Origin of the sequence: Lysobacter sp. (genome assembly GCA_013141175.1) — a bacterium.
In the GTDB taxonomy this organism is placed as follows: domain Bacteria; phylum Pseudomonadota; class Gammaproteobacteria; order Xanthomonadales; family Xanthomonadaceae; genus Lysobacter_I.
Genome location: JABFRN010000001.1, coordinates 3870061 through 3897050, shown reverse-complemented (window position 1 = coordinate 3897050; position 26990 = coordinate 3870061). Strand labels below are relative to the sequence as shown.

At 66.0% G+C, this 26990-nt stretch carries 3 protein-coding genes (1 of these 3 running past the window's edge); all 3 read left to right on the top strand.

Going from position 1 to position 26990, the window contains the following annotated elements:
* Tightly spaced (each overlapping or abutting the next), the 3 genes in view from HOP03_16940 to HOP03_16930 form a layout consistent with a single transcriptional unit that may run on beyond the window.
* A protein-coding gene (locus HOP03_16940) for an SDR family NAD(P)-dependent oxidoreductase (GenBank protein NOT89845.1) crosses the window boundary here: on the top strand, positions 1–6280 show its 3' portion. Its footprint begins 6704 nt before the window's first position; 6280 of the gene's 12984 nt are visible here — the last part of the coding sequence; its start codon lies beyond the left edge, outside the window; its stop codon occupies positions 6278–6280.
* Positions 6277–16854, top strand: coding sequence for a methyltransferase (locus tag HOP03_16935; GenBank protein ID NOT89844.1), 10578 nt, complete (start codon positions 6277–6279; stop codon positions 16852–16854). Before HOP03_16940 ends, HOP03_16935 begins: the two co-directional genes overlap by 4 nt.
* Entirely contained in the window at positions 16851–26990 is a 10140-nt protein-coding gene (locus HOP03_16930) for an SDR family NAD(P)-dependent oxidoreductase (protein NOT89843.1), read from the top strand. Before HOP03_16935 ends, HOP03_16930 begins: the two co-directional genes overlap by 4 nt.

Genomic DNA, 26990 nt, shown 5'->3' with positions numbered 1-26990 from the left:
GGCCGATCACGGCGGCACGCGCGCGCAGCTGATACAGGACGTCGATGCCTGTCTCGCCGAACATGGCCGCATCGATCTGCGCCGCCTGGCGACGCTGTGGGCGTCCGGTGCGACGGTGGAATGGCAAAGACTCCACCGCGGCAAATCGACGCCGCGACGCCTGAACATGCCCACGTATCCGTTCGCGGCCGACACTTACTGGCGCGGGCGCCTGGCGTCCATCGGCGGGGCGAGCGACGGCAGCGTTTCGTCGATTGCGGCGGTTTCCCGGCCATCGGTGCGGAGCCACGCGCCACCGGATGGGAATGACGTGCTGCATGCCATTCCGGTCTGGCAAACGCTGGACGAGAAGCCGGCGTCGGACATCGAGGTGTTTTCGACGCATGTCGTCTTGCTTTGCGATATCGAAATCCAGGCATCGATGCTTGCTGCGGCGCTCGATCATGGCAATGCGGTGGCGGGCGATAGCCGCTGCGTTGCGTTCACCGCGACCGGAAATGATCCTGCGGAGCGCTATCAGAGCATCGCCTTGCAGTGTTTCGAAGCGCTGCGTGATCTCGCCCGCGATCCGTCGACGGGCAGGACGCTGATCCAGTGCGTGATCCCCAATGGCCATGAAAGCCAGACCTACCGCGGGCTTTCCGCGCTGCTGCGCACGGTCGCGATGGAACAATCGCGCTTTGTCGGGCAGGTGGTCGGTATCGACGCGGACTTCGATGCCGATGCGTTGGCCGCACGACTGCACGGCCTGAAGCATCAGCCGTCGGCGACGCTGGTGCAGTGCCAGCGCGATCACATGCAGGCGCTCGATTGGCAGCCGGTGAAACTCCGCAGCGCTGTCGGATCGGTCTACAAGGACGATGGCGTTTACGTGATCACCGGTGGCCTGGGTGCGCTGGGCCGCGTGTTCGCCGCGAATATCGTCGATCACTGCGCGCATGCGACCATTGTATTGACCGGACGCTCGCCGCCGACCGATGCCATCGTGCAGGACGTGAACAGTCTGCAGCGCGCGCATACGCAGGTCGTCTACATGCAGCTCGATCTGCACGACTCCGGCAGCGTCGAGAGCGCGTTCAACGACCTCGTGTCCCGATATCGGACGATCAACGGCATCATCCATTGCGCCGGGATGATCTCCGACAATCTGCTCGCGAAGAAGAGCACGCAGGATTTCCGTGCGACCCTGCTGCCGAAAGTGACCGGCACCGCCCATCTGGACAATGCGAGCCGGAACCTGGATCTGGATTTCTTCGTGGTCTTCTCGTCGATCGCGAGCGCGATGGGCAGCGTCGGGCAGAGCGACTACGCGGCGGCGAACGGATTCATGGATCACTTCATCCAGTACCGCCGTGAACGCGTCCGTCGCGGAGAGCGCAGCGGCGCCAGCGTGTCGATCAACTGGCCGTACTGGCAGGACGGCGGCATGCGCATCGATGCGACGACGCAGGCGGTGCTGGCGCAGAGTATCGGCATGCAGGCGATGGAGACCGGCGTCGGTCTGTCGGCATTCCATGATTGCGTCGCCATGAATCGCGCGCAGATGGTCGTGGCCCAGGGCGATCCGGCGAAACTCCTCGCGAGGCTTCGCGGCCATGATGTCGTCGAACACGCCGCACCTCCGGTTGCGGCGGCGCATGGCACGCTGACGTTCGACAGGATCCAGAAGGAACTGCGCCTGATGCTGGCGGCGGTGCTGCACGCGCGTCCGGAAGACATCGAGTTGCGCAAGCCGCTGGTCGAGCTCGGGCTGGATTCGGTCCTGGGCACAGAATTCGTGCTCGCGATCAACCAGAAGTTCGCGACAGCGCTGTCGAGCGTCGGAATCTACGATCATCCCAATGTCTTCGCGCTCGCGCAGTATCTCGAAGCCGCGCAGCCCAGGCTGCAGGAACACGCGCATGCGGTGCGCGAACCGCATGCGCAATATGCGGCGCAGGCGGCGCTTTCCCATCGCGACAGCGGAAGGATCGATGCGTACACGTCGCAGGGCGGGTCCGAAAAGCTGGCGGTGATCGGCATGTCCGGCCGTTATCCGCAGGCCGGCAATCTGGAGGAATACTGGCAGAACCTGGCGACCGCGACGAACTCGATCGTCGGGATACCGGATTCGCGCTGGGATGCCGATGCGTACTACGACGCCGATCCGGATGCCGAAGGGAAGATGTATTCCCGGTCGATGGGCATCCTCGACAACGCCGACGCCTTCGATCCGCGCTTCTTCCGCATCGCGCCCCAGGAAGCGCTGTACATGGATCCGGAACAGCGGCTGTTCCTGCAGGAAGGCTACCGTGCGCTGGAGGATGCCGGTTACGTCGGCAGCGATGCCGATGGCCTGAATTGCGGCGTGTATCTCGGCATGGAAAGCAGCGAATACTCCTGGCAGTACGCCACGAGCCCGCGCATTTCCGAAACCATCACCGGCAACCATTCGGCGATCGCGGCGTCGCGCATGTCGTACTTCCTGAATCTCAAGGGCCCCGCGCTTGCGATCGACACGGCGTGCTCTTCGTCGCTGGTCGCAACGCACCTGGCCTGCCAGGCGCTGCGCAGCGGCGAGATCGATCTTGCCCTCGTCGGCGGGGTCAGGCTCTGGCTGAGCCCGGTCACCCATATCGGCATGTGCAAAGCGAGGATGCTGTCGGCGAGCGGGCAGTGCAGGACCTTCGACGACGCCGCCGACGGCATCGTGATGGGAGAGGGCGTGGGTGCCGTCGTGCTCAAGCGCCTGGGCGACGCGGAACGCGATGGCGACGAGATCCATGGCGTTGTCCTCGCTTCCGCGATCAATCAGGACGGCAGGACCAACGGCATCACCGCTCCGAGCATCAAGAGCCAGATCGCGCTCGAAAGCCAGCTCTACCGCGATCACGACATCCATCCCGAAAGCATCAGCTACATCGAAGCGCACGGCACCGGTACGAAACTCGGCGACCCCATCGAACTGGAGGCGCTGGCGACCGTGTTCAGGGCGCAGACCCAGCGCGAGGGTTTCTGCGCGCTCGGATCGGTCAAGACCAATATCGGCCATACCGCCGCCGCGTCGGGCATCGCCAGCCTGCACAAAGTGCTGCTGTGCCTGAAGCATCGCCGCCTGGTGCCGACGTTGAATGTCGAGAACGAGAACCGCCATTTCGATTTCAAGCACTCGCCGTTCTACGTCAACCGCGAAAACAAGGCGTGGCAGCCGGTGCTGGGAGACAAGCGGCGGGCCTGCGTCAGTTCCTTCGGTTTCAGCGGCACGAACGCGCATCTGGTGCTCGAGGAGTACCTGCCGCCGATCCGCATGGACAAGGCGGCGACCGCCCACGATGAGCTGCTGATTGCATTGTCCGCACGCAACCCGGCGCAACTGAAACAGAAGGCACGCGATCTGCTGGCGTTCATCGAGCGCCACGCGCCACCGGTCGGCGAGCCCGAAGCGACGATCGCGAACCGCCTCCCTTCGCTTGCGTACATGCTGCAAGTGGGCCGTGCGGCGATGGAAGAGCGCGCTGGTTTCGTCGTGCGTTCGCTGGACGAATTGAAGGCCGGCCTGCGCACACTGGGCGAAGACGCCATGGATACGGTCGGCGTGCAGCGCGGACGCGTCGTCGAAGACGACGAGACCCTCGGCCTGTGGAACACGGACGAGGATCTGCGGCTGACCCTGGACAAATGGTTGAGCGGGCGGAAGCTGGACAAGCTGCTCGGCCTGTGGGCGAAGGGCGTCGACTTCGAGTGGCGCAAGCTCTATCGCGCTTCGCTGCCGATGCGCATGAGCCTGCCGACGTATCCCTTCGCCGAGGAGCGGTTCTGGATCGCCCGTGGCGACCAGGCGATGCCCGCCGCCGAACGCGAGCAGCCCGTGAGCCGGTTGCATCCGCTCGTGCATCGGAATATTTCCGATCTGGGACGCCAGGCATACCGCACCAGACTCAACGCCGGTGCGTTCTACCTGGACGACCACCGCGTCAATGGCGCCCGGGTGCTGCCTGGCGTCGCCTACCTCGAAATGGCGCGCGCGGCATTGGCGCTCGCGTTGCCCGCAGCCGATGACCGGTTCGTCGAGTTCAGGAATCACGCCTGGATCCAGCCGATCGTGGTCGACGACGACGTCGAGGTCACCGTCACGCTGTTCGACAACAGCGACGACCCGACGGCGGAATACGCGATCGATTACGAGATCACTTCGGAAACCGATGCGACGAGCACCTTGCATTGTCGTGGCTCCCTGCACTGCAGCGCCGCGATGCCCGCGCTCGAGGGCGAGGCATTCGAAAGCGAAGCGTTTGCAAGCGAGTCGCTCGAAAGCATCGATGTCGTCGCGCTGGACGATGCCCTCGACGGCATGCATTACGAGCAGCAGGCGCTGTATGCGCGTTTTGCGGCGCTCGGTCTGCGCTACGGGCCGTCGATGCAGGGCATCGTCGGCCTGAAGACCGACGACGATGAAGTGCTGGCGCTGTTGCAGCTTCCGAACAGCACCGATCCGCAGGCGCAGGCATATGTGCTGCATCCGGCGATCATGGATGCCGCGATGCAGTGCACGATCTGCCTGCTGGCCGGTTTCGGCTCCGCGAGCGCGGCAGCCGCGATGCCCTTCAGTTTCGACACGATGCGCGTCTACGCGGCCACGTCGGCGGACATGCTGGCATGGGTCCGTCCGGCGATGGGCTCCGGCGTATCGGGCCTGCGCAGTTTCGATATCGATGTGATGGATCGCTACGGCACGTCCTGCGTGCAGATCCGCGGTCTCGTCTCGCGCCCGGTCGCCGCGGTCTCGATCGTGTCCGCCGCATCGCAGGGCGGCGGCCGGTCATTGCCGGCATCGATATCGGCCATGCAGAAATCTTCCGGAAACGCCGGGACGGCGACGCTGCGGGCATTGCTCCCGCGATGGAATCCGGTGCTGTTCGGCGACGACACCGTCAGGCCGGCCCCGGGCGAGAAAGTACTGCTGCTCAGCGGCGGCGAACGCGCCTTCGGATGGTTGCGGAGCGCGCTCGTGGACCTGCAGCATTCGCCGATCGCCTCCGATGCATCGATCGAGAGCATCAAGGCCACGCTCGCGGCGCTGTCCTTCGACCATCTGGTCTGGCTGGCGCCGGATCTCTGCGACGACGCTGCCGTGCCCGTCGTCGAAAGCCAGCACGCGGGCGTGCTGACCCTGTTCCGGATCATCAAGGCGTTGACGCAGCTCGACCATTTCGAGCACGAATTGAAGATCACGGTGGTGACCTGCATGACCCAGCGGGTCGACGATGCGGACCCCGTGCTGCCACACCACGCAGGTGTGCACGGCATGATCGGCAGCATCGCCAAGGAAGTGCCGCTGTGGCGCTTCCGGCTGCTCGACATCGAATCCATCGACCGCCTCTCCGCGCGCGAAATCCTTGCGCTGCCGTGGGACGAGCAGGGCAGGGGACTGGCCTGCCGCAACAACGAATGGCACCGGCAGGAGTTCGCCGAAGTCACCCGCATCCCGGCGTCGAATCCCGGTTACAAACACAACGGCGTGTATGTCGTGATCGGCGGCGCCGGTGGGCTCGGCGAGGTCTGGACACGGCACATGGTCCAGCACTTCGACGCCAATGTGATCTGGATCGGCCGGCGTCCGCTCGACGAGCATATCGAAGCGAAACTCGATGACATCATGGCCATGGGCAAGCGTCCGCACTATTTCGCCGCGGATGCGAGCGACGAGTCGGCGCTGGCATCGGTCGTTCGCTGGATCGGCGAGCGTTTCCCGAAGATCGATGGCGTCGTCCATTCGGCGCTGGTGCTGCAGGACCAGAGCGTGCGCAGCATGGACGAAACGGTGTTCCGCCAGAGCCTCGCCGCCAAGGTCGATGTCAGCGTGAACCTGGAACGCGTATTCCGCGGCCACGATCTCGACTTCATGCTGTTCTTCTCGTCGCTTTCGTCGTTCTATCGCGGCGCCGGTCAATCGAACTATTCGGCCGGCTGCACGTTCAAGGACAGCTTCGCGCACAGCATGCGCGCGGCGCACGGCTATCCGGTCAAGATCGTCAATTGGGGCTACTGGGGCAGCGTCGGCATCGTGACCGACGAGTTCTACAAGAAGCGTATGGAAGCACTTGGTTTCGGCTCCATCGAGCCGGAAGAAGCGATGCAGGCACTGCAACAGTTCGTTGCGTCGGAGATGGACCAATTGGCGTTCGCCAAGGTGCTCGCCGACGCCGCGCTGGACGAGATGCTGGTATCGGAGGAGATCCGCTATTACGCGGATTCCGAGAAGTTCAACGAAACATCAAGCGATGTGGTGACTGCGTCATGAATCCACCGAAAACACACGGACAGCACGGTTTCTCCGCCGCCGAGCTGGAGGCCGCGAAACTGCCGGTCGAAGCCGAGCAGCTGGCGTCCACGATCGTCGCCGCGCAGCTGCGCGCGCTGTTCGCCGACGCCAACGGCGAGTGCGCGCCGGCCGAATGCTTCGAGAAGCTCGGGCCGCTGTACCAGCGCTGGCTGGGCGCGACGCTGCGTTACCTCGCGCAGCAGGGACGCCTCGACATCGATGCGGCGACGCAGCGCCACAGGTTCGTCACGATGGCGTCCGTCGACGCCCTGTGGCAGCGTTGGGACGCGGCCAAGCCCGCGTGGCACGACAACGCCAACCATCGCGCCTACCTCACGCTGATCGAAGCGTGCCTGCGCAGCCTGCCGGAGATCCTGACCGACGCGGTGCCCGCGACCGACGTGATGTTCCCGGAATCCTCGATGCACATGGTCGAGGGCATCTACAAGCACAATCTCGTCGCCGATCATTTCAACCGGGTGTTGGGCGAAAGCCTGCGCGCCGCATTGGCCGCGAAGGTCGCGCGCGGCGAGCGCGGCATCCGTCTGCTCGAGATCGGCGCCGGCACCGGCGGCACGACCGCCGCATTGCTGCCGATGCTGCGCGAGTTCGGCGATGCCATCGAGGAATACTGTTACACCGATCTGTCGAAGGCGTTCCTGCTGCATGCGGAGGATGTCTACCAGCCGCAGTTCCCGGCGATCAGGACCGCCATCTTCAATGTCGGCAAACCGCTGGCCGGGCAAGCGGTACCCGCCAACAGCTACGACGTGGTGATCGCCACCAACGTGCTGCACGCGACCTCGAACATGCGCGAGACCATGCGCAATGCGAAAGCGGCGCTGAAGCGCAACGGCCTGCTGCTGGTCAACGAGATCAGCGACTGGTCGTGGTACACGCATTTCACGTTCGGGCTGCTCGAAGGCTGGTGGTTGTACGAGGACGAGAACCTGCGGTTGCCCGGCAGCCCCGGCTTGTCGCCGGCGCAGTGGGAAAGCCTGTTGAAGGCCGAACGCTATTTCGATATCGGATTCCCCGCGAAGGACCAGCACGGGCTGGGCCAGCAGATCATCGTCGCGAGCAGCGACGGCGTCGTGAGGCAGCGTCTGGTCGCCCATGCGCTGCCGCCGAAACCGCCCGCGCGCGCCATGGCTGCGGCTGCCCCGGTCGCAGTCGCACCGGCGGCGGTATCCGTACCGTCCGCGCCGACGCAATCGTCGATCCCGGCGAACGCGGCGGTCACCGACGATGCGGCGCTGCGCCAAGCGTCCATCGCGCTGTTCCGCGACGTGATCGCAGGCGCGCTGAAGATGGATGCGCGCGAAATCGAACCGCACGCGGCGCTCGAAAGCTACGGCCTCGACAGCATCCTGGTCGTCCAGCTGACGACCCATTTCCGCAAACTGTTCCCGAGCGTGCGCAGCACGCTGTTCTTCGAAGTCAAGAGCATCGATGGCCTGGTGCGGCATTTCCTCGACAACGATCGCGAGACGCTGGTCGCTGTCCTTGCGGCGAAAGGCCAGATGCCCGTTGCTGCCGCATCATCCGCACGTCCAGCCGCTCCCGTCGCGCCCGCCACGCTGTCGCCAGGCAGCGAGCAAACCGAACGGCGACGGTTCGCGCCACGCAAGGCGGTGGCGCCGGCGCCGGCGCCGGTCCCGCTCCCGCTCCCCGTCCCGGCTCCGGCCGTGGCTGCGGAAGGACTGAATGTGTTCGACGTGGCGGTGATCGGTTTCAGCGGCCGATTCCCGCAGGCGCAGGACATGGAACAGTTCTGGGAAAACCTGTCTTCGGGCAGGAACTGCGTCACCGAAATTCCCGCCGACCGCTGGAACTGGCAGGATTACTACGATCCGGAGAAAGGCAAGGCCGGCACCAGTTACACCCGGTGGGGCGGATTTCTCGCCGAGATCGACAAATTCGATCCGCTGTTCTTCAAGATCGCTCCGAAGGAAGCCAAACGCCTCGACCCGCAGGAACGGCTGTTTCTAGAAACCAGCTATCACGCGATCGAAGACAGCGGCCACACGCCGGCCACGCTTGCGCCGAACGGAAAGGTCGGCGTCTTCGTCGGGGTGATGAACTCGAGGTACACGGTCCAGCCGCTGTACTACTCGATCGCGAATCGCGTGTCCTTCCTGTTCAATTTCAACGGGCCTTCGTTCGCTGTCGACAGCGCCTGTTCGTCGTCGCTGACCGCGATCCATCTCGCGCTGGAGAGCCTCTACGGCGGCATGTGCGATACGGCGATCGCCGGTGGCGTCAGCCTGATCGTCGATCCGCAGCACATGCTGGAACTCACGGCGGTCGGCATGCTGTCGGAAGGCTCGCAGTGCCGGTCCTTCGGCAGGAATGCGGACGGCTTCATCGATGCGGAAGGCGTGGGCGCGGTGATCCTGAAGCCGCTGTCGCATGCCCTGCGCGACGGCGACAACATCCATGCCGTGATCAAGGGCAGCGCGTTGAATGCCGGTGGGCGCACCCACGGCTATTCGGTGCCGAATCCGGTCGCCCAGGCGGATGTCGTGTCCAGCGCGCTTGCCCGCGCGAACGTCGATGCCGCCGACGTCGGTTATATCGAAGCCCACGGCACCGGTACGGCGCTCGGCGATCCGATCGAGATCGCCGGCCTGACCAAGGCCTTCGCCGCGAGCCGTCGCACGGCAGCGGACGGCAGCGCGGAGCGGCAGTACTGCGCCATCGGCTCGTTGAAATCCAACATGGGTCATTGCGAGTCGGCGGCCGGCATCGCGGCGCTGGGCAAAGTGCTGCTGCAGCTCAAGCATCGGCAGCTCGTGCCGACGCTGCATTCCGACGAGGTCAACGACGAGATCGATTTTTCGAAGACGCCGTTCCACCTGCAGCGCACGCTGGCGCCGTGGCGCAGGCGGGTCGTCAGCGATGCCGCCGGCATGCGCGAGATCCCGCTTATCGCCGGCATCTCGTCCTTCGGCGCGGGCGGCGCCAACGCACATGTCGTCGTCCAGGAGCGCCCGGAACCGGAATCCGACGCCGCCTATCGCCAGGCGTTCGACGGCGATCGCGCCTGCATCGTGCCGCTGTCCGCACGCACGTCCGATCAGCTGCAGCAGAAGATCCGCCAGCTCGATGCCTTCCTGTCGCGCAACGGATCGGGTGTCAATCTGAGCGAGCTGGTGTACACGCTGCAGGTCGGCCGCGAAGCGATGGACGAGCGTCTGGCGCTCATCGCCGGTTCGATCGACGACCTGCAGCGACAGCTGCGCGCACTGGCGACCGGGCAGCGTGCCGGACGCGACACGTATCGCGGTTCGACCCGACAGGAAAAAGAATTCATCGCGGCCTGCAGGGCCGACCCGGGGTTTTCGCAGCGATGCGATGCCTGGATCGCCCAGCGCGACGACGCAAAGCTGGCGGAGCACTGGGCCAGGGGCGTGGACCTCGACTGGAGCAGGCTGTATGCCCCACTGCGGCCGAAACGCATTTCGCTGCCGCTGTATCCGTTCGCCCGGGATCGTCACTGGATGGAGCCCCAGCGTTCGGGCGCCGCCGCGCAGGCGCACGCAGCGGCGCATCCGCTGCTTCAGCGCAATACATCGACGCTGCGCTATCCCGCTTACGCCGCCGGCTTCAAGGGCGACGAATCCTTCCTCGTGCAGGGCGCGGCCGGCCAACGCCAGCTGCCGGCCCTGCTGTGCATCGAAATGGCGCGCGCCGCCGTGGCGGCGGCGTATCCCGAGCAGGCACAGACACGCGACCTGCGGATCGACGACATGGTGTCGGCCGATCCCATCGTCATCGACGCCGGGTGCGAGCTGCAGATCGCGCTGTTGCCCGATAGCGATGAGGCGCTGCGCTTCGAAATCTACAGCACGCGCGATGGGCAGGAGAACATCCACTGCCAAGGCCGCGCGCAATTCGAACCACAGGCCCGACCGGCGCATCTGGACGTCGCCGCCATCGCCGCGCGCCTGTCGCGCGGTGAAGCCGCCGACGCATTCCATGCGCATCTCGGTGGCATCGGCCCGCGTGTCGTCCAGCGTGCGGTGCTTTCAGGCCGCGAGATCGTGCTCGAATTCTCGACGGAAGCGTCTGCGCCCGAGCCCTGGGGACTGTCTCCGGGCATGCTGCAAGCGCTGACCCAGGGCGCTGCCCGGCTGCTCGGCGACCTCGGCCGCCTGCCGTCGTCCGCCGTCGAATGGCAGCTTCGCGAACTGCGGACGCTGCAGGTCCACGCCCGCTGCGATCAACGCGGCTATCTCATCCTGCGCTGCAGCGATGCCCCGGGCGCGGACCGCAGCGAATCCGAATGGGAGGTCGAAGCGTTCGACGCACTCGGTCAGCCCAGCTTTCACGCGACCGGTTTGCGATTGCAGGGCGCATCGGATCACGATGTCGTCGTTTCGAGCGCCAGCGCACCGACCACCGTCGCTCAAGCGACGCTGCAGTTGCCGACACCGGTCGAGATCAAGCCACCGGTCGAGACCAGGCAACGCATCGAGTTCTTGCCAACCGTCCTGCCGGCCGTGGCCTTGTCCCCGGTCCCGGATGCCGTCGCCACCAAACCGAACACCATCGCCCTGAGGGCGATCGCACCGAGCGTCCTCGGCGATGCCGGCGACAGCAGCGATGCGAAGCGCGTGGCGCGTCCCACGATTTCCCTGTCGGCACCCGGCGCGGCTTCCGCTGCGGATGCGCAGTCATCGTGCGTCAGCATCCACGACCATGGCGATGGCGTTCTGTCGATCGCCATCGAACGCAACATGCTGGACGGCGCCGCTCTGGATCACCTGCGTCAGGCGTTGCAGGCCGTGCAACTGCGCACGGATGCGAAGGCGCTGCTGATCACCGGATCGGAGACGGATTTCCTGCACGGCGATCGTCCTGCGATCGACCAGGCGGCGAGCGCGGGCCTGTATCGGGCCGTGCTCGATCTCCCGATTCCGACCATCGCCGTCATGCAGGGCGATGCCAGCGGTGCGGGCTTCCTGCTCGGCGCAATCTGCGACTTCATGATCTGCAGCCGCGAATCGCGATACGGCTTCTCCGATCCGCAGTCGGGCGTGCATGCGACGCCGGTGGAAAGCGACTTCTTCGCGGCCCGTTTCGGCGCGGCTCTGGCCAACGATCTGCTCTACATCGGAGGCGCCCAGGACGGTCGCTCGATGTCGGCGAAGGGCTGGACGTTCCCGATCGCCGACCGTGCGCAGGCGCTGTCGACCGCGTTGACGCTCGCGAGGACGCTGGCCGAAAAGCCCGGCCAAGCCCTGCGCCTGCTGAAAACGCATCTGGCCAGCGCATGGCAGCAGCATGTGGCTGGTTTCGGCACGACCGGTTTCGGCGCGACCGGCTCGTCGACGCAGGAACCGGACGCGACAACGCAGCCCCAGCGCCCGACGCTGTCGCTCGATGCGTGGGTCGCACGCGAAGGCATTGCGGTCGAAATGCTGTCGGCGTCCGTCGTTTCGCTTCGCCTGTTCGGCAGCGGTGCGGACCCGTCCGCGCTGCTGCGCAACCTGCGCGCCGCGCTCGACGATCTCGCGCAGTCCAGCGGCTACGCGGCGCTCGTCATCCGCAGCGAGCATGATGGCTTCCTGCCGCCGATCGACACCGATGGCGAGTCGGAACTGACCGCACTGCAGGCCGCACTGTCGTCCTTCCCGGTGCCGGTGATCACGGCCTTCGAACACGATGCCGATGGCCCCGGTTGGTTGCTCGGCCTGAGCGGCGATGCCTGCGTCCATCTCGACAGCGGCCGGTATTCGACGGAAGCGCTGTGGCGGCATCCGACGCTGCTGCAGCAGGCGACCCTGCGGTTCGACCGTCGATTCGGCGAGCGCCTGGCGAAAAGGATCCTGTTCGATACGGCGGCGGTCTCCGGTGCGGAACTGGTGGCATGCGCCGGCATCGTCGCGACCGGTGGCGCCAGCGAGGTCCTGGCGAAGGCGCTGGCGATCGCCGCATCCTTCCCGCTGCGGTCGCCGACGGTGTTCCAGCAATGGCGGATGCGCGAAGCGGCAGCGCGCGCCGACGGACAGGCCGCCGCCGGCCTGCCCGCTGCCGGCGACGCCGCAGCGGGAAAACGCCCGGCTTCGACGTTCGTCTCCGCATCGAGCGCGATCGAAACCGAAGTCCACGACAACGGCGTGTTCGTCGTGCGCATGGTCGATCGCCAGGCCAAGAACATGTTCTCCCCGGAGATCATCCAGGGGCTGGAGGACGTGTTCGCGCACATCGAAGCGTCCGACGACCATCGCGTCGTCGTGCTGTGCGGCTACGACACCTATTTCGCCTGCGGCGGCACCCGCGAAAGCCTGCTTGCGATCCAGCAGGGCACCGCGAAGTTCACCGACGCGAAGATCTACCAGCTGCCGATGAGCTGCAAGCTGCCGGTCATCGCCGCGATGCAGGGGCACGCGATCGGCGGCGGCTGGGCGCTCGGCATGTTCGCCGACATCTGCATGTTCAGCGCCGAAAGCCGCTACATCAGCCCGTACATGCAGTACGGCTTCACCCCCGGCGCCGGCTCCACGCTGATTTTCCCGGCGACGCTGGGCGTCGATCTGGCCAAGGAATCGCTGTTCACCGCCACCGAATACTCCGGCAGCGAGCTGAAGGCGAAGGGCCTGTCCCATCGCTGTCTCGCACGCAGCGAGCTGATGCCGCAGGCGCTGGCGCTTGCGGACGCGCTGGCGACGCGTGGCCGCGAGGACCTGATCGCGTTGAAGCGCCATTTCGGCGCGCGCTGGCTGGCAGTGCTCGACGAGACGTACGATCGCGAGCTGGCGATGCACGACCAGAGTTTCGTCGGCCAGCAGCACGCCATGCAGGGTGTCATGGCGCACTTCCTGACCGGCGATCAACCCGCCGCCGTCGCGACGGTTGAACCTGCGGCGCAGGCATCATCGGCGCCTGCCGCCGTGCCATCGCCCGCGATGCCATCGTCCACGACCGTGGATGCCGCGGCCGTGGCGGAGGATCTCAAGTCGCTGCTCGCCGCCGAACTGCAGATGGAGATCGGCGACGTCGATGAGGACGCGCAGTTCGTCGATATCGGCCTCGACTCCATCACCGGGGTCACCTGGGTCAGGAAGATCAACGCCAAGTACCTGACGAAGATCGAAGCGACCAAGGTCTACAGCCATCCCACGCTGCGCCAGTTCTGCGAATTCGTGCATGAACGCGTGTCGGCGCAGGCGTCGACACAGGCTGCCGACCGCCCGCGTGTCCAGGTCGCGCCGCAGACGGTGCCCGCCGCGCAGCCGCAAGTGCCCGCGAGCGCTGCTGTCGAGCCGGTGGTCGCTGCCGCGCCGGCAGAAGCGGGCAGGGATCTGCTGCGGGAGCTGAAGAGCCTGCTCGCGCAGGAACTGCACATGCCGGAAGAAGACATCGACGAGGACCGGCAGTTCGTCGAACTGGGCCTGGATTCGATCACCGGCGTCACCTGGGTGCGCAAGATCAACGCCAAGTACCTGACGAAGATCGAAGCCACCAAGGTCTACAGCCATCCGACGCTGGTCGAGTTCGCCCGTTTCATCGGCGCATCGCTGCCGGCGCAGGCCGGATCGCCGTCCGCGCCCCGGCGCGAGCAGGCGCCTGTCGTTCACGTCCAACGGCCGGTCGCGGCCGTCGCGCGTACGGGCGCAACGCAGCGGCGCAAGTTGATTTCGTGGCGGACGCGGCATCGTGGGTCGCCGAGGCTCGGCACCGATGCGATCGCCGTGATCGGTATCGCCGGACAATTCCCGCACGCGAAGAATCTCGACGAATTCTGGCGGAACATCGCAGGCGGCAAGGACTGCATCGACCAGGTGCCGTCGAAGCGCTGGGACATCAACGCCTATTTCAACGAAGACATCTCGGTGTCCGGCACCACCAACAGCCGCTGGATGGGCGCGCTGGAGGATTGCGATGCCTTCGACCCGCTGTTCTTCAACATCTCGCCGACCGAAGCCGAAAGCATGGACCCGCAGCAGCGTCTGCTGCTGCAGACCTGCTGGCACGCGATCGAAAACGCCGCGATCAACCCGCGTACCCTCTCGGGCAGCCGCTGCGGCGTGTTCGTCGGTTGCGGCGCGACCGACTATCACCAGCGCTCGCGCGAGCACCGCTACAGCACGCAGGGGTTCACCGGCGCGGCGATGTCGATCCTCGCCGCGCGCATCTCGTACTTCCTGAATCTGCAGGGGCCGTCGATCGCGATCGATACCGCCTGCTCGTCGTCGCTGGTCGCCATCGCCAACGCCTGCGACAGCCTCGCCAGCCACGATTGCGCCATCGCGCTGGCCGGCGGCGTCGCGGTCATGGCCGGCCCGATGATGCACATCAAGACCGCGCAGTCCGGCATGTTGTCGCCGGACGGCCGGTGCTTCGCCTTCGATCACCGCGCGAACGGATTCGTTCCGGGCGAAGGCGTCGGCGTGGTGATGCTGAAGCGACTGGCCGACGCCGAGCGCGACGGCGACATCATCCACGCGACGATCCGCGGCTGGGGCATCAACCAGGACGGCAAGACCAACGGCATCACCGCCCCGAACCCGGTCTCGCAGACGCGCCTGATGCGCAGCATCTACGACAAGTTCGGCATCGATCCGGAAGACATCCAGCTGATCGAGGCGCACGGTACCGGCACCCCGCTGGGCGATCCGATCGAAGTGGAAGGATTGAACAACGCCTTCCGCCATTACACGCAGAAAGCGGAGTACTGCGTGCTCGGGTCGGTCAAGAGCAATGTCGGCCATTGCCTGTATGCCGCTGGCGTGGCCGGCGTGCTGAAACTGGTGCTGGCCCTGAAACACCGCCAGTTGCCGCCTGCCGCCAATTTCGAGCGCTTGAACGAGCATCTCGATCTCGCCGACAGTCCGTTCGTGATCAATACCGCGTTGAAACCCTGGCCGGTCAATGCCAAGGGCGGTCGACTCGGCGTGGTGAGCTCGTTCGGATTCAGCGGAACCAATGCGCACCTGGTGCTGGAAGCGGGCCCGGAGCTTTCCTCGGAAACGAAGCGTCATGCACCCTCGACGCCGGCGGTGATGGTCCCGCTGTCGGCGAAGTCGCGGGAACAACTGCGGGAAGAGGCCGGGGAGCTGGCCGATTTCATCGTCCGCAACGAAGCCTCGCTGTCGCTCTCCGATGTGGCCTACACCCTGCAGGTGGGCCGTGAGGCCATGGATGAGCGCTGCGCGACCGTCGTGAGCTCCATGCGCGAGCTGGTCGAGCGCCTGCGCGCATTCGCGGCCGGCGAAACCTCGCGCGACATGCATGTCGGCAGCACGTCGTCGCGTTCGAACAAACTGGCGTTCATCGGCCAGGACGGCGACCTGCGCGATGCCCTGATCGACACCTGCCTGCGCGACGGCAAACTGGGCAAGTTGGCGGAGCTCTGGGTCGACGGTCTCGACCTCGCATGGGAACAGCTCTATCGCCATGCGCCGTCGGCCGACCAACCCCGGCGACGCATCGAACTGCCGCTGTATCCGTTCGCGAAAGAGCGTTACTGGCTGGAGGACGACATGTCGGCCACGGCCGGCAACGTCCCGGGCGCGGCACCGGTCATCCATCCGCTGCTGCACGTCAATGCTTCGACCTTGATGCAGCAGCGGTATCGCACGACCTTCGACGGCAGCGAATCCTTCCTGCGCGACCATCGCGTGCGCCTGGCGGACGGGCGCATCGAGCATGTCCTGCCCGGTGTCGCCTATCTGGAAATGGCGCGGGCGGCGATCGCCGATGCGTTGCCGGAGCGCGCCGTGTCGCAGCAACTGGTGTTGAACAACGTCGCCTGGTGGCGGCCCGTGATCGTGAATGGCCGGACGACCGTCGCGATCGATCTGGGCGTCGACGAAACCGGCACGATCATGTTCGAGATCGTCAGCGAAATCTTCAGCGAAAACGGCGGCGAGCGGGTGCTGCACTGCCAGGGCGAGGCCGAGTTCATCGGCGCCGACGCGCCGATGGTCGATACCGCTGCCTTCGCTTCGGTACTGAACGGCGAAGGTTGGCGCGCCGCCGACATCTATGCGGCCTTCACCCAGGTCGGTCTGCACTACGGTCCCACGCACCGCGGCATCGACAAGATCTGCCGCGACGATGGAACGGTCGTGGCGAAAGTCTCGCTGCCCTCCTGCGCGAGCGACAGCGATGCCTATTGGCTGCATCCCAGCGTGATGGATTCGGCGCTGCAGGCCTGCATCGGCTTCCTGCCGTCGCTGCAGGCGCTGCCGAAGGAACCATCGGTTCCGTTCACGCTGCAATCGATGACCATCCACGGGCAGTGCCCGCCGGAGGCGATCGTCGTACTGACGCCGATGCGCAGCCCGATCAAGGGCGCCGCGACCGAGACCTGCAATGTCTCGATCCATGCGCCCGACGGCAGGCTGTGCGTGGCCATTCGCGGATTCGCCTGGCGCGTCGTGGAAGCGCGGAAAGCGGTGTCTTCCGAAGCCCCTTGTTTCGTGATTCCATCGGATGAAACGCCGATGTTCGATGAAGCGTTCTATCAGGAATTGTTAGAAAGCATCTCCAACAATGAAATGTCGGCCGAAGAAGCCGTGGATCTCGGGCTATTGTCATGAAAGACTCTTTACTGCCGATTTATCGCGCTGTCGCCGAAGGCCGCCTGACCCAGGCCGAAGCGCTGGTCCGCATCAAGGCGCTGAAACAGCGCAACGCCGATGCCGCACAACAGGGAACGATCCTGGCGACGCGCCAATGGACGAGTGCGCCCGCCGCGCCCGCAGGCGATGCGGGCGGATCGCCGCAGGCGCCGCAGAAGATCCTCCTGTGGGGCGTCGCGTCCGAAACAACGGCCTTTCTGAGGAAGCACCTGAGCGCGGCCGACCTGGTCGAAATCGCGCCGCCCGGCTCGAAGGAGACCGACGCATCGTTCGCACAAGCCGCGCTGCAATGTTTCGGCGAAATCAAATCGCTGTTGGCGAACAAGGCCGGCCGCGCGAAGCGTATCGGCCTGCTGCTGGTCGCCGTGGATTCGCCCGGCATGTCCGTGGCGACGGGCCTCGAGGCGCTGTTGCGAACGGCGATGGAAGAGAACCCGGCGCTGTCCGCCCGGTTCGTCCGCGTGCCTGCCGATATCGAGCCCGCGCAGCTGCTGCAATCGCTGCAACGCGAATCGGCGTCGTCCGGTGAACAGGCTTCCTCCGGACAGGATGTCGCTGTCCGCTACCGGCGCGACGGCAAGCAACTGGAGCGCGAAGCATCGCGCTGGCGGTTGCTGGCGAAAGCGGGGTCCGACGATGCCGCGCTTCACGCCCCGGTGATCTTCAAAGAGGGCGGCTGCTATCTGATCACCGGCGGCGCCGGTGGCATCGGCCTGCAGTTCGCGCGCGAAATCATCGCGCAGACCGCGCGCGTGCGCATCGTGTTGGCCGGGCGATCGGCGCCGTCGGCCGGGACCGCGGAGATTCTGCGGACGCTCGCGACCGCGCAGCACAAGATCGATTACGTTGTGCTCGATGTCGCGCAGGCGGAAGCGGTCGACGCGCTGGTGGCGCGACTGCGGTCGGAAGGGCAGCCGCTGACCGGCATCGTCCATTGCGCCGGCATCACCCGCGACAGTTTCATCATCAGGAAGTCCACCGACGAATTCGCATCCGTGCTTTCGCCCAAGGTCGCGGGCGTGGGCAACCTGGATCGCGCCACGCGGGATACGAAGCTCGATTTCATGCTGATGTGTTCGTCGATCGCCGCCTGCTGGGGCATCAACGGGCAGGCCGATTACGCGACCGGAAACGGCTTCATGGATGCCTTCGCGGAATACCGCAACGGTCTCGTGGGGCAGGGGCAACGCTCGGGCCGCACGCTGTCGGTGAACTGGCCGTTCTGGCAGGACGGCGGTATGACCCTCGATGCGGCGACGCACGAGCGGATGCAGGGCCGGACCGGGATGCAGCCGCTGAAGACCGCGACCGCGATGCGGGCGGTGCATCGGGGCTTCGCGCTCGACTGCGACCGTTTGCTGGTGATGGAAGGCGAACTGTCGGCCATGCAGGCGCTGCTCGATCACGCGGACGTCGCACCGCGGAACGATCGCGCTGGCGACGCCGGGCAGGAAGACGCGTCGGCCGCCATCTCCGCTGATGCGCCGTCCACGGACGACGCCTTCCGGGCCAAGTCGCTGGAATACCTGTGCCAGCAGTTTTCCATCGTATTGAAGATTCCCGTCGTCAAGCTGCGTCCCGATGCGCCGCTCGAGAATTACGGCATGGACTCGATCCTGGCGATGAAGCTCGTGACGCATCTGGAATCGATCTTCGGCAAGTTGCCCAAGACGCTGGCTTTCGAATACCAGACCATCGCGCAGCTGAACGATTATTTCTGCGCCACGCACGCAACCCGGCTGGCCGACGTGCTCGCGCCGCAGCTGCCGCAGGCGCCTCGCGCGGCCCGAACGCCTGCGGTATCGCTGCAGAAGCCGGCTTCGATGCCGCATGCAGCGCAGCAGGCGTCTCAACAGCATGTCGTCGGTAAACGCATCCCACCCACGCGCGCCGCAGCGGCGCCTGTTCCACCGAAGCTTCCGGCAGCGGAACAGCCGCCGGTGCTCGGCAGGGTGATGGCGACGGAGCCGGTGGCGATCGTCGGGCTCAGCGGACGCTATCCGGAAGCGAGGAATCTCGACGACTACTGGCGGAATCTGGCCGAAGGCAAGGACTGCATCCGCGAAATCCCGGCGCAGCGCTGGCGCTGGCAGGACTATTTCCGCGATGTCGCCGCTGGCGAAGTGCTCGGCGCCGGACAGCACAGCAGCAAATGGGGCGGATTCATCGAAGGCGCCGACGAGTTCGATCCGCGCTTCTTCAATATCACCCCGCGCGACGCCGAACAGATCGACCCGCAGGAACGCCTGTTCCTGCAGTACGCGTGGATGGCGATCGAGGACGCGGGCTATACGCGCGATGGATTGCAGGGACGGCGCGGTGGCCAGGTCGGCGTCTATGCCGGCGTGATGTACGGCGAATACAACCGTTCGGGCAGCCTCGCCAGCATCGCCAACCGCGTGTCGTACGTATTGAACCTGCGCGGGCCGAGCATGACCCTCGACACGATGTGCTCATCGTCGTTGACCGCGATCCATCTCGCCTGCCAGGACCTGAGACTCGGCCGCACCGACATGGCGCTGGCCGGCGGCGTGAATCTCAGCATCCATCCGGGCAAGTACAGCATGCTCAGTGGTGGCCAGTTCATTTCCAGCGCCGGACATTGCCAGAGCTTCGGCGAAGGCGGCGATGGCTACATCCCCGGTGAAGGCGTCGGCGTGGTGGTGTTGAAGCGCCTGTCCGATGCCGAGCGCGACGGCGATGCGATCCACGCGATCATCCGCAGCAGCGCGCTCAACCACGGCGGAAAGACCAACGGCTACACGGTACCCAATCCGCAGGCGCAGGCGGCGGTGATCGCCGACGCCTTGGCCGAAGGCGGCGTCGACGCCCGCCATGTCAGCTACATCGAAGCGCACGGCACCGGCACCAAGCTGGGCGACCCGATCGAGATCGCGGCCATCAGCAAGGCGTTCCGGGCCTACACGGCGGATACGCAGTTCTGCCTGCTCGGTTCGGCGAAATCGAACATCGGTCACTGCGAGTCGGCGGCCGGCATCGCCGGACTGACGAAGGTGATCCTGCAGATGCAGCATCGGCAGATCGTGCCGTCGCTGCACTCGGAACGACTGAACCCGAACATCGACTTCGACGAAACGCCGTTCATCGTCAACCAGCGCCTGCGCGCGTGGGAAGCGCCCGTCGTTGACGGCAAGCGCTTGCCGCTGATCGCAGGCATTTCCTCCTTCGGTGCCGGCGGCGCCAACGCGCACGTGGTCGTCGAAGGGTATTCCGCGCCCGTGGATGCCGCGCCGTACCGCGACGGCGCGGCGTGCATCGTCGTGCTTTCGGCGCGCACCTTCCCGCAGCTGCGGCAGAAAGCGGAGGATCTGAAAGCGTTCGTCGAAAAGGACGCCGTGATCGATCTTTCGGCATTGGCGTACACCCTGCAGGTCGGGCGCGAGGCGATGGACGAACGCCTCGCCATGGTCGTGCATTCGCGTGCCGGGTTGCTCGAAAAACTCGCGCTGTTCCTGGACAGCGACAGCATCGAGGACGGCGCGCTCGCCGACGATCTGTTCTATGCGCAATCCAGGCGGCACCGCGATGCGATCACGCTGTTCAGCGTCGACAAGGAATTGCAGGCCAGCGTCGACAGCTGGTTCCGTGCCGGGAAATTCTCGCGCCTGATCGATATCTGGACCAAGGGCCTGGATGTCGATTGGCGGAAACTGCACGCGGCCTCTTCGCCCGGGCGCCTGCACCTGCCGGTCTATCCGTTCGCCCGCGAACGCTACTGGCATGAAGAGATGGCGGCAGCTCCGGGCGGATCGTCGCTCGGCGCCGGCGTGCTGGACTCCGCCCTGCATCCGCTGGTGCACCACAATATCTCCAAGCCCGGCCAGCAGCGCTACCGCAGCGCATTCCGGGCCGATGACGCGCGTCTTTCCGGGATCAAGCTGTTCGGCAACCCCGGCGTGCCGCATGGCGTGCTGATCGAAGCGGCGAGGGCCGCGGTCGCGGACGCATTGCCCGCGCTGCAGAACGGCAGTCCGTGGGAATTGCAGGACGTGCGATTCGCTGCGCCGCACGCGGCTTCGCCATTGAGCGGTATCGATATCGCGGTGATGCTGCCCGGCCAGGGCGCACGCCCGTCGCAGCAGAAAGCCGCGTTCGAAATCTCGATCGATGGCGACCATGCCGGCGTGCTGTGCCAGGGATTCGCCGAGCCGCGCCCGGATACCGCCGCGCCCGTGCTCGATATCGCCCAGCTGACGCGCACCGCATCGCCGTTGTTCGCGGACCAGGAGGCGATCGCGATGGCCGATCGCTCGATCGGCGTCGAAGCCGACGCCTTGTATCGGACGGTCGCGACGATCCAGCGGACTGCGCACGGCCTGTTGCTGGGCTTCGAGCTGTCGGACGCCGCGCGCAATGCGTTCTCCGATTGCCTCTTGCCCCCGGGCGTCCTCGAAAACGCGCTGATCGCCGCGCAATGGCTGCATCCGACAGCCGGCACGCTGTACATGCCGGCCTCCATCGCGTCCATCCGGATCCACGGCAGCTGCGAAAACCCGCGCTATGCATGGATTCAAACCGCCGATCCGCAGGGCGACGCCTTCTGCGTGGATATCGCGATCTGCGATGGCGATGGCAGGGTCTGCGTGCAGCTCGAGTCGCTGGCGCTGATGCCGGCGCATGCGGCGATCGCGTCCGATGCGCCATCGCCACGCGTCGAAATCGCCCAAGCGCAGCGTGTCGAAAGCGGCGCCGAACGATCCGCGCCGCCTGTTCGCATCGCGGACCGCGTGTTCCACGGCCTCAGCGTTGCGTCCGCGACCGCCGATCCCGAAGCGACGACAGCACGCGCCGAAAGCGCAGCGATGCCCGGCAAGCCCAATGCGATCGCGCTGTCGGCACCGGATCGGACCAACGCCGTGGATCGGACCGGTGTGGCGAACAAGCCCGCCGTCGTGCTGGCCGCCGAAGGCGACCGCGTCGAGTCCGGGCAGCGCGCGTCGATCGTCGTGCGCGATCGCGGCGACGGTATTTTCGTCCTGCGCATGGACGCAGTGGATGGCGCGCTGAATGCAGCGCTGGCCGACGCGTTCCGGGATGCGCTGGACTACGCGCGCGAATTGCCGTCGATCAAGGCCCTCGTGCTCGAAAGCGATGAGCAGGTGTTCCTGCACGGCGGCAGCCCTGTGTTCGACGACGAAGCGACGCGGTCGCTCTGGCGTGGACTGGCGTCGTTCCCGTATCCGACGCTGGCGGTGCTGGCCGGCAAGGCCGTCGGTGCGGGATTCTGGTTCGCATGCGCCTGCGATGCCATGGTGGCCGTCGACGATCAGGTCTACGGGCTTGCGACGCAGGATGGCGTCGCGCTGACCCAGCGCTCGCAGATGGCGTGGCTGGCCGCGCGGTTCGGCGAATCGGTCGCAGCCTTGCTGGCGACCAATGCCGATCCCTTCAGCGGCGAGCAACTGCGGCAGATCGGTTGGGGCGCCAAGGTGGTCGAGCGTGCGCGACTCTCGAGCGCCGTCGATGACCTGTGCCGGAGTCTCTCCGACAAATCGCAGGACGCACTGCGGTTGCTCAAGCAGCACCTGGTGTCCGGGTTCGATGCGCGGCTTGCGCAGTTCGATGCGGTCGGCGAAGCGTCGGCGGAGACGGTGGTCGCGACGGGTTCGGCCCGGCATGAGGCCATCGAGCTTCGCAAGGGCGACCACAACCGGATCCACGTGCGGATCAAGGCGAAGAAAACGACGCGAGCCGACGCCGTTCTGCAGCAATTGTCCGCGGCGTTGAACGCATGCCGTGATGCGGATGCAGTGTTCCTGCACAGCGACTTCGAGGCCTTCCTGCCCGAGGACGCATCGCAACACGTCGACTTGCTGCGACAGGTCGTCGTGGATCTTTCGCTGCTGCGCGCGCCGGTGGTCGCGGTCGTCGAGAAGAATGCGCTCAATGCCGGCTTCGTGCTGGCGCTCGCCTGCGACCGTGCGGTCTGCAACGAGGACGGCCGCTACGGCGGACTCGCCCTGCACGATTATCGCGCGCAGCTGCCCATGCTCGACGAAGTCGTCGCGCAGCGCCTCGGCGTGTGCGCCAACGAATGGATCCTGTCCGGTCTCTCGCAAACCGGTCGCGAACTGCAGCAGCGCTCGCCATCCGTGCACGCCTGTTCCGCCGGCGGCGCGCTTGCGGGCGCACAGCAGGTGGTTGATGGACTGGCCGCGATTCCGCGCGACGTTTTCAGCCACAAGTCGGCGCTCGTCGCGCGCATCCAGCAGCGCGGGCAATCCGCGACCGTGGCGATGGACGCGGCCCATGCCGGTGCGCAACCGGCGGGCGAAACGACGCTCGCACTGTCGTCGACCGTGGTCAGCGCCAGCGTCGACGCCGATGGCGTGGTCCTGGTGCGGCTCGAAGACCGCGACGCCAGGAACATGTTCTCGGACGCGCTGATCGCGGGTCTGCAGGAAGTGTTCGATCGCCTCGCTCGCCCGTCCTCGTACAAGGCGGTCGTGCTGGTCGGTTACGACACGTATTTCTCGTCCGGCGGTACGCGCGATGGTTTGAAGGCGATCCAGGAAGGCAAGGTCCGCTTCACCGATCTGGATGTTTTCCAACTGGCGATGCGCTGTCCGCTGCCGGTGGTCGCGGCGATGCAGGGTCACGGCATCGGTGCTGGCTGGACGCTCGGACTGTTCGCCGACTGCGTGCTGTTCAGCGAGGAAAGTCGCTACGTCAGCCCGTACATGAATTTCGGGTTCACGCCCGGTGCTGGCGCCACCGGCATCTTGCCGGCGAAGCTTGGCCCGGATCTGGCGCGCGAAAGCCTGTTCACCGGCCGCGAGATGCTGGGCGACGATCTGAAGCGGCGCAATCCGCTGTTGACCGTCGTTCCCCGCGATCGGGTCCTGGTGGATGCGATGGCGCTCGCGCAGAAGTTCAGCCGGCACGAACGCAGCGACCTCGTCGCCTGGAAGGCGGCGAGCACCGCGCACCGTTTCGCGGCATGGCAGGCGCTGTTCGCGCGCGAAGTGCAGATGCACGAAGCCACGCTGGTCGGCCAGTCCGATGCGCTGTCGCGTATCGAGGATCGCTTCACGCCCGCGCAGCAATCCCGTCCGGCGCCGCTGCAACAGCCGAAGCCGACGGTCGTGAGCGCGGAGCCGCGCCGCGCGCCGGCCGCATCGGCGCGCGCGGATATCCTGCCGACGATCCGCCGTTTGCTGGCCGAGGAACTGCGCATCGACGAGACCGAGATCGACGTGCGCACGCCGTTCATCGATCTGGGCCTCGATTCGATTTCCAGCGTCACCTGGATCAGGAAGATCAACGAACAATTCGGTCTGGCGATCGAAGCGACCAAGGTCTACACCTACCCGAATCTGCAGAAGCTGGGCCAGCACGTCGGCGAGCTGTTGCCCGTGGATGCGCCTGCCGTGGTCGCGACGGCTGTCGTTGCGACCGCGCCGCAGCCCGCGACCGCAGCACCCAGGCCGGCGCTGCCTGTCGCGATGGCCGCGAAACCCGCGGCGCAACAGCCCCGGGTCGATCTCGGTGCGATCAGGCACGCCATCATCGGCATGCTCGCGCAGGAACTGCGCCAGGAACCCGACAGCATCGATGCGGACCGGGGCTTCGTGGAACTGGGTCTTGACTCGATCTCGGGCGTCACCTGGATCCGCGCGATCAATCAGGCCTACGGCACCGCGATCGAGGCGACCAAGATCTACACGTATGCCACGGTCGAGAAATTCGCGCGCTATCTGCGCGATCTGCTGGTCGAGCGCGGTTCCGCGCAGGTCGATCCGGTCGCGCAGCCGGCAGCGCCGCCTGCGACGCATGCCGTGGCGACGACGCTTTCCGCAGCGCCTGTCGGCGTGCAGAAGTTCGACTGGCCGTCGCTGCGATCCTGGCAGACGGACGCCATCGCCATCGAACCCTTGGCGGCGTCGCCGGGCGCGATGTCGCACGCACCCGAGGTCGCGGTGATCGGCATGGCGGGCTCGTTCCCGATGGCGAAGGATCTCGACGCCTTCTGGGAAAACATCGCCAACGGCCGCGACTGCGTCAGCGAAATCCCCGCGTCGCGCTGGGACACCAGCACCTATTACGTCGAAGGCCGCGCCTCGCTCGGCCAGAGCAATTCGAAGTGGATGGGCGTACTGGAAGGGCACGATCAGTTCGATCCGCTGTTCTTCGGCCTGTCTCCGGTGGAAGCCGAAGCCATGGATCCGCAGCAGCGCGTCCTGCTGCAGTGCTGCTGGCATGGCATGGAGAACGCGGGCTATACCGCCGAGCGGCTGTCGGGCAGCAAATGCGGCGTTTTCGTCGGCTGCGCCTACGGCGACTACAACCTGCTGTCGCGCGAACAGCAGATCAATGCGCTGGGCTTCACCGGCGGCGCGACCTCCATCCTCGCTGCGCGGCTGTCGTACTTCCTCAATCTGCAGGGGCCGTGCGTGTCGATCGACACCGCATGCTCGTCGTCGCTGGTCGCGATTTCGATGGCCTGCGACAGCCTGCTGACCGGTGCCTCCGAACTGGCCTTCGCCGGCGGCGTGTACGTGATGGCCAACGCCGACATGTTCCTGAAGACCGGCCACGCCGGCATGCTGTCGCCGAGCGGACGCTGCTACACGTTCGATCAGCGCGCCAATGGTTTCGTGCCGGGCGAGGGCGTCGGCGTGATCATGCTGAAGCGCCTGGCGGACGCGGAGCGCGACGGCGATTCGATCCTGGCGGTGGTCCGCGGCTGGGGCATCAACCAGGATGGCCGGAGCAACGGCATCACCGCGCCGAACGCCGAATCGCAGCAGCACCTGATCATGGACGTCTACGACCGGTTCGGGCTGGACCCGAATCAGATCCAGTTGATCGAAGCGCACGGTACCGGCACCAAGCTAGGCGACCCGATCGAGATCGAAGGGCTGAACGCCGCGTTCCGTCCGTCGACGGACAGGAAGCACTACTGCGCCATCGGTTCGGTCAAGACCAATATCGGTCATTGCCTGACGGCGGCGGGCGTGTCCGGCTTCATCAAGCTGCTGCTGGCGCTGAAGCACCGGCAGTTGCCACCGAGCATCCATTTCGAGAAGCCGAACGAACATCTCGATCTCGCCGACAGTCCGTTCTACGTCAACACGGCGCTGAAGGAGTGGACCACGCCGCCGGGCGTCGCCCGCCATGCCGCGATCAGCTCGTTCGGTTTCAGCGGCACCAACGCGCATCTGGTCCTGGGCGAATACATGCCGAAGCTGCCGCAGCCGGCCGCCATGCCGGTCCGTCCGGAGATCGGCGCAGTCGTTCCCTTGTCGGCGCGCACAGCGGAGCAGTTGCTGCGGAAAGCCAGGCAATTGCTCGATTTCGTGCAGGCCCGTCCGGATCTTCCGCTGGTCGCTTTGAGCCACAGTCTGCAGGTGCACCGCGATGCGATGGACGAAAGACTGTGCTTCGTCGCGCACGACATGCAGGACGTCGTCGACCGGTTGAATGCATACATCGTGCGGACCGAGTCGGCGAAACCGATGCCGGCCGACCTGTTCGCCGCGCACGTGAAGCAGGGTCTGGAAAGCGTTCGGCTGTTGAGCGAGGACGCCGGGATGACGGAACTGGTCATCGGCAAGTGCATCGCCGACGGCAATCTGTCGAAACTGTGCGAGCTGTGGGTGAAGGGGCTGTCGCTGGATTGGCGCAAGCTGTACGGCGCGGACAGGCCCGGCGTGATCGCGCTGCCGCAGTATCCGTTCGCGGAAGACGCTTACTGGATCACTCCCAGCGAAAGCGGGTACTCGACAGCGACCGCCAGCCGCGAGCACAAGCCGCAGCATCTCCATCCGCTGCTGCAGGAAAAGGTCGCCGACATCCGCGAACAGGGTTATCGCCAGTCGGCCATCGCCGATGAAGGCGCCGATGCGGACGACGGCGCGAAGACGGTTCCGCTGATGCACCTGCCGGCATATTCATTCGCGCGCATCCGTTGCTGGATTCCATCGAAGGCCAGCGTGGGTGCGGCAGCGCAGCCCGCGCAGCACGGACCGTTCGTCAATCACCTGGACGCCATCGCCGAACTTTTCACCGAGCTGGAGCTCGACAGGCTGACCACCCTCCAGGTGGTCGAGCGCGTGAAATCCCTGGCGTAG

Excerpts from the sequence above, each read along its gene's own strand:
- HOP03_16930 (NOT89843.1), top strand. The coding sequence starts at position 16,851 with ATGAAAGACTCTTTACTGCCGATTTATCGCGCTGTCGCCGAAGGCCGC.
- HOP03_16935 (NOT89844.1), top strand. The coding sequence starts at position 6,277 with ATGAATCCACCGAAAACACACGGACAGCACGGTTTCTCCGCCGCCGAG.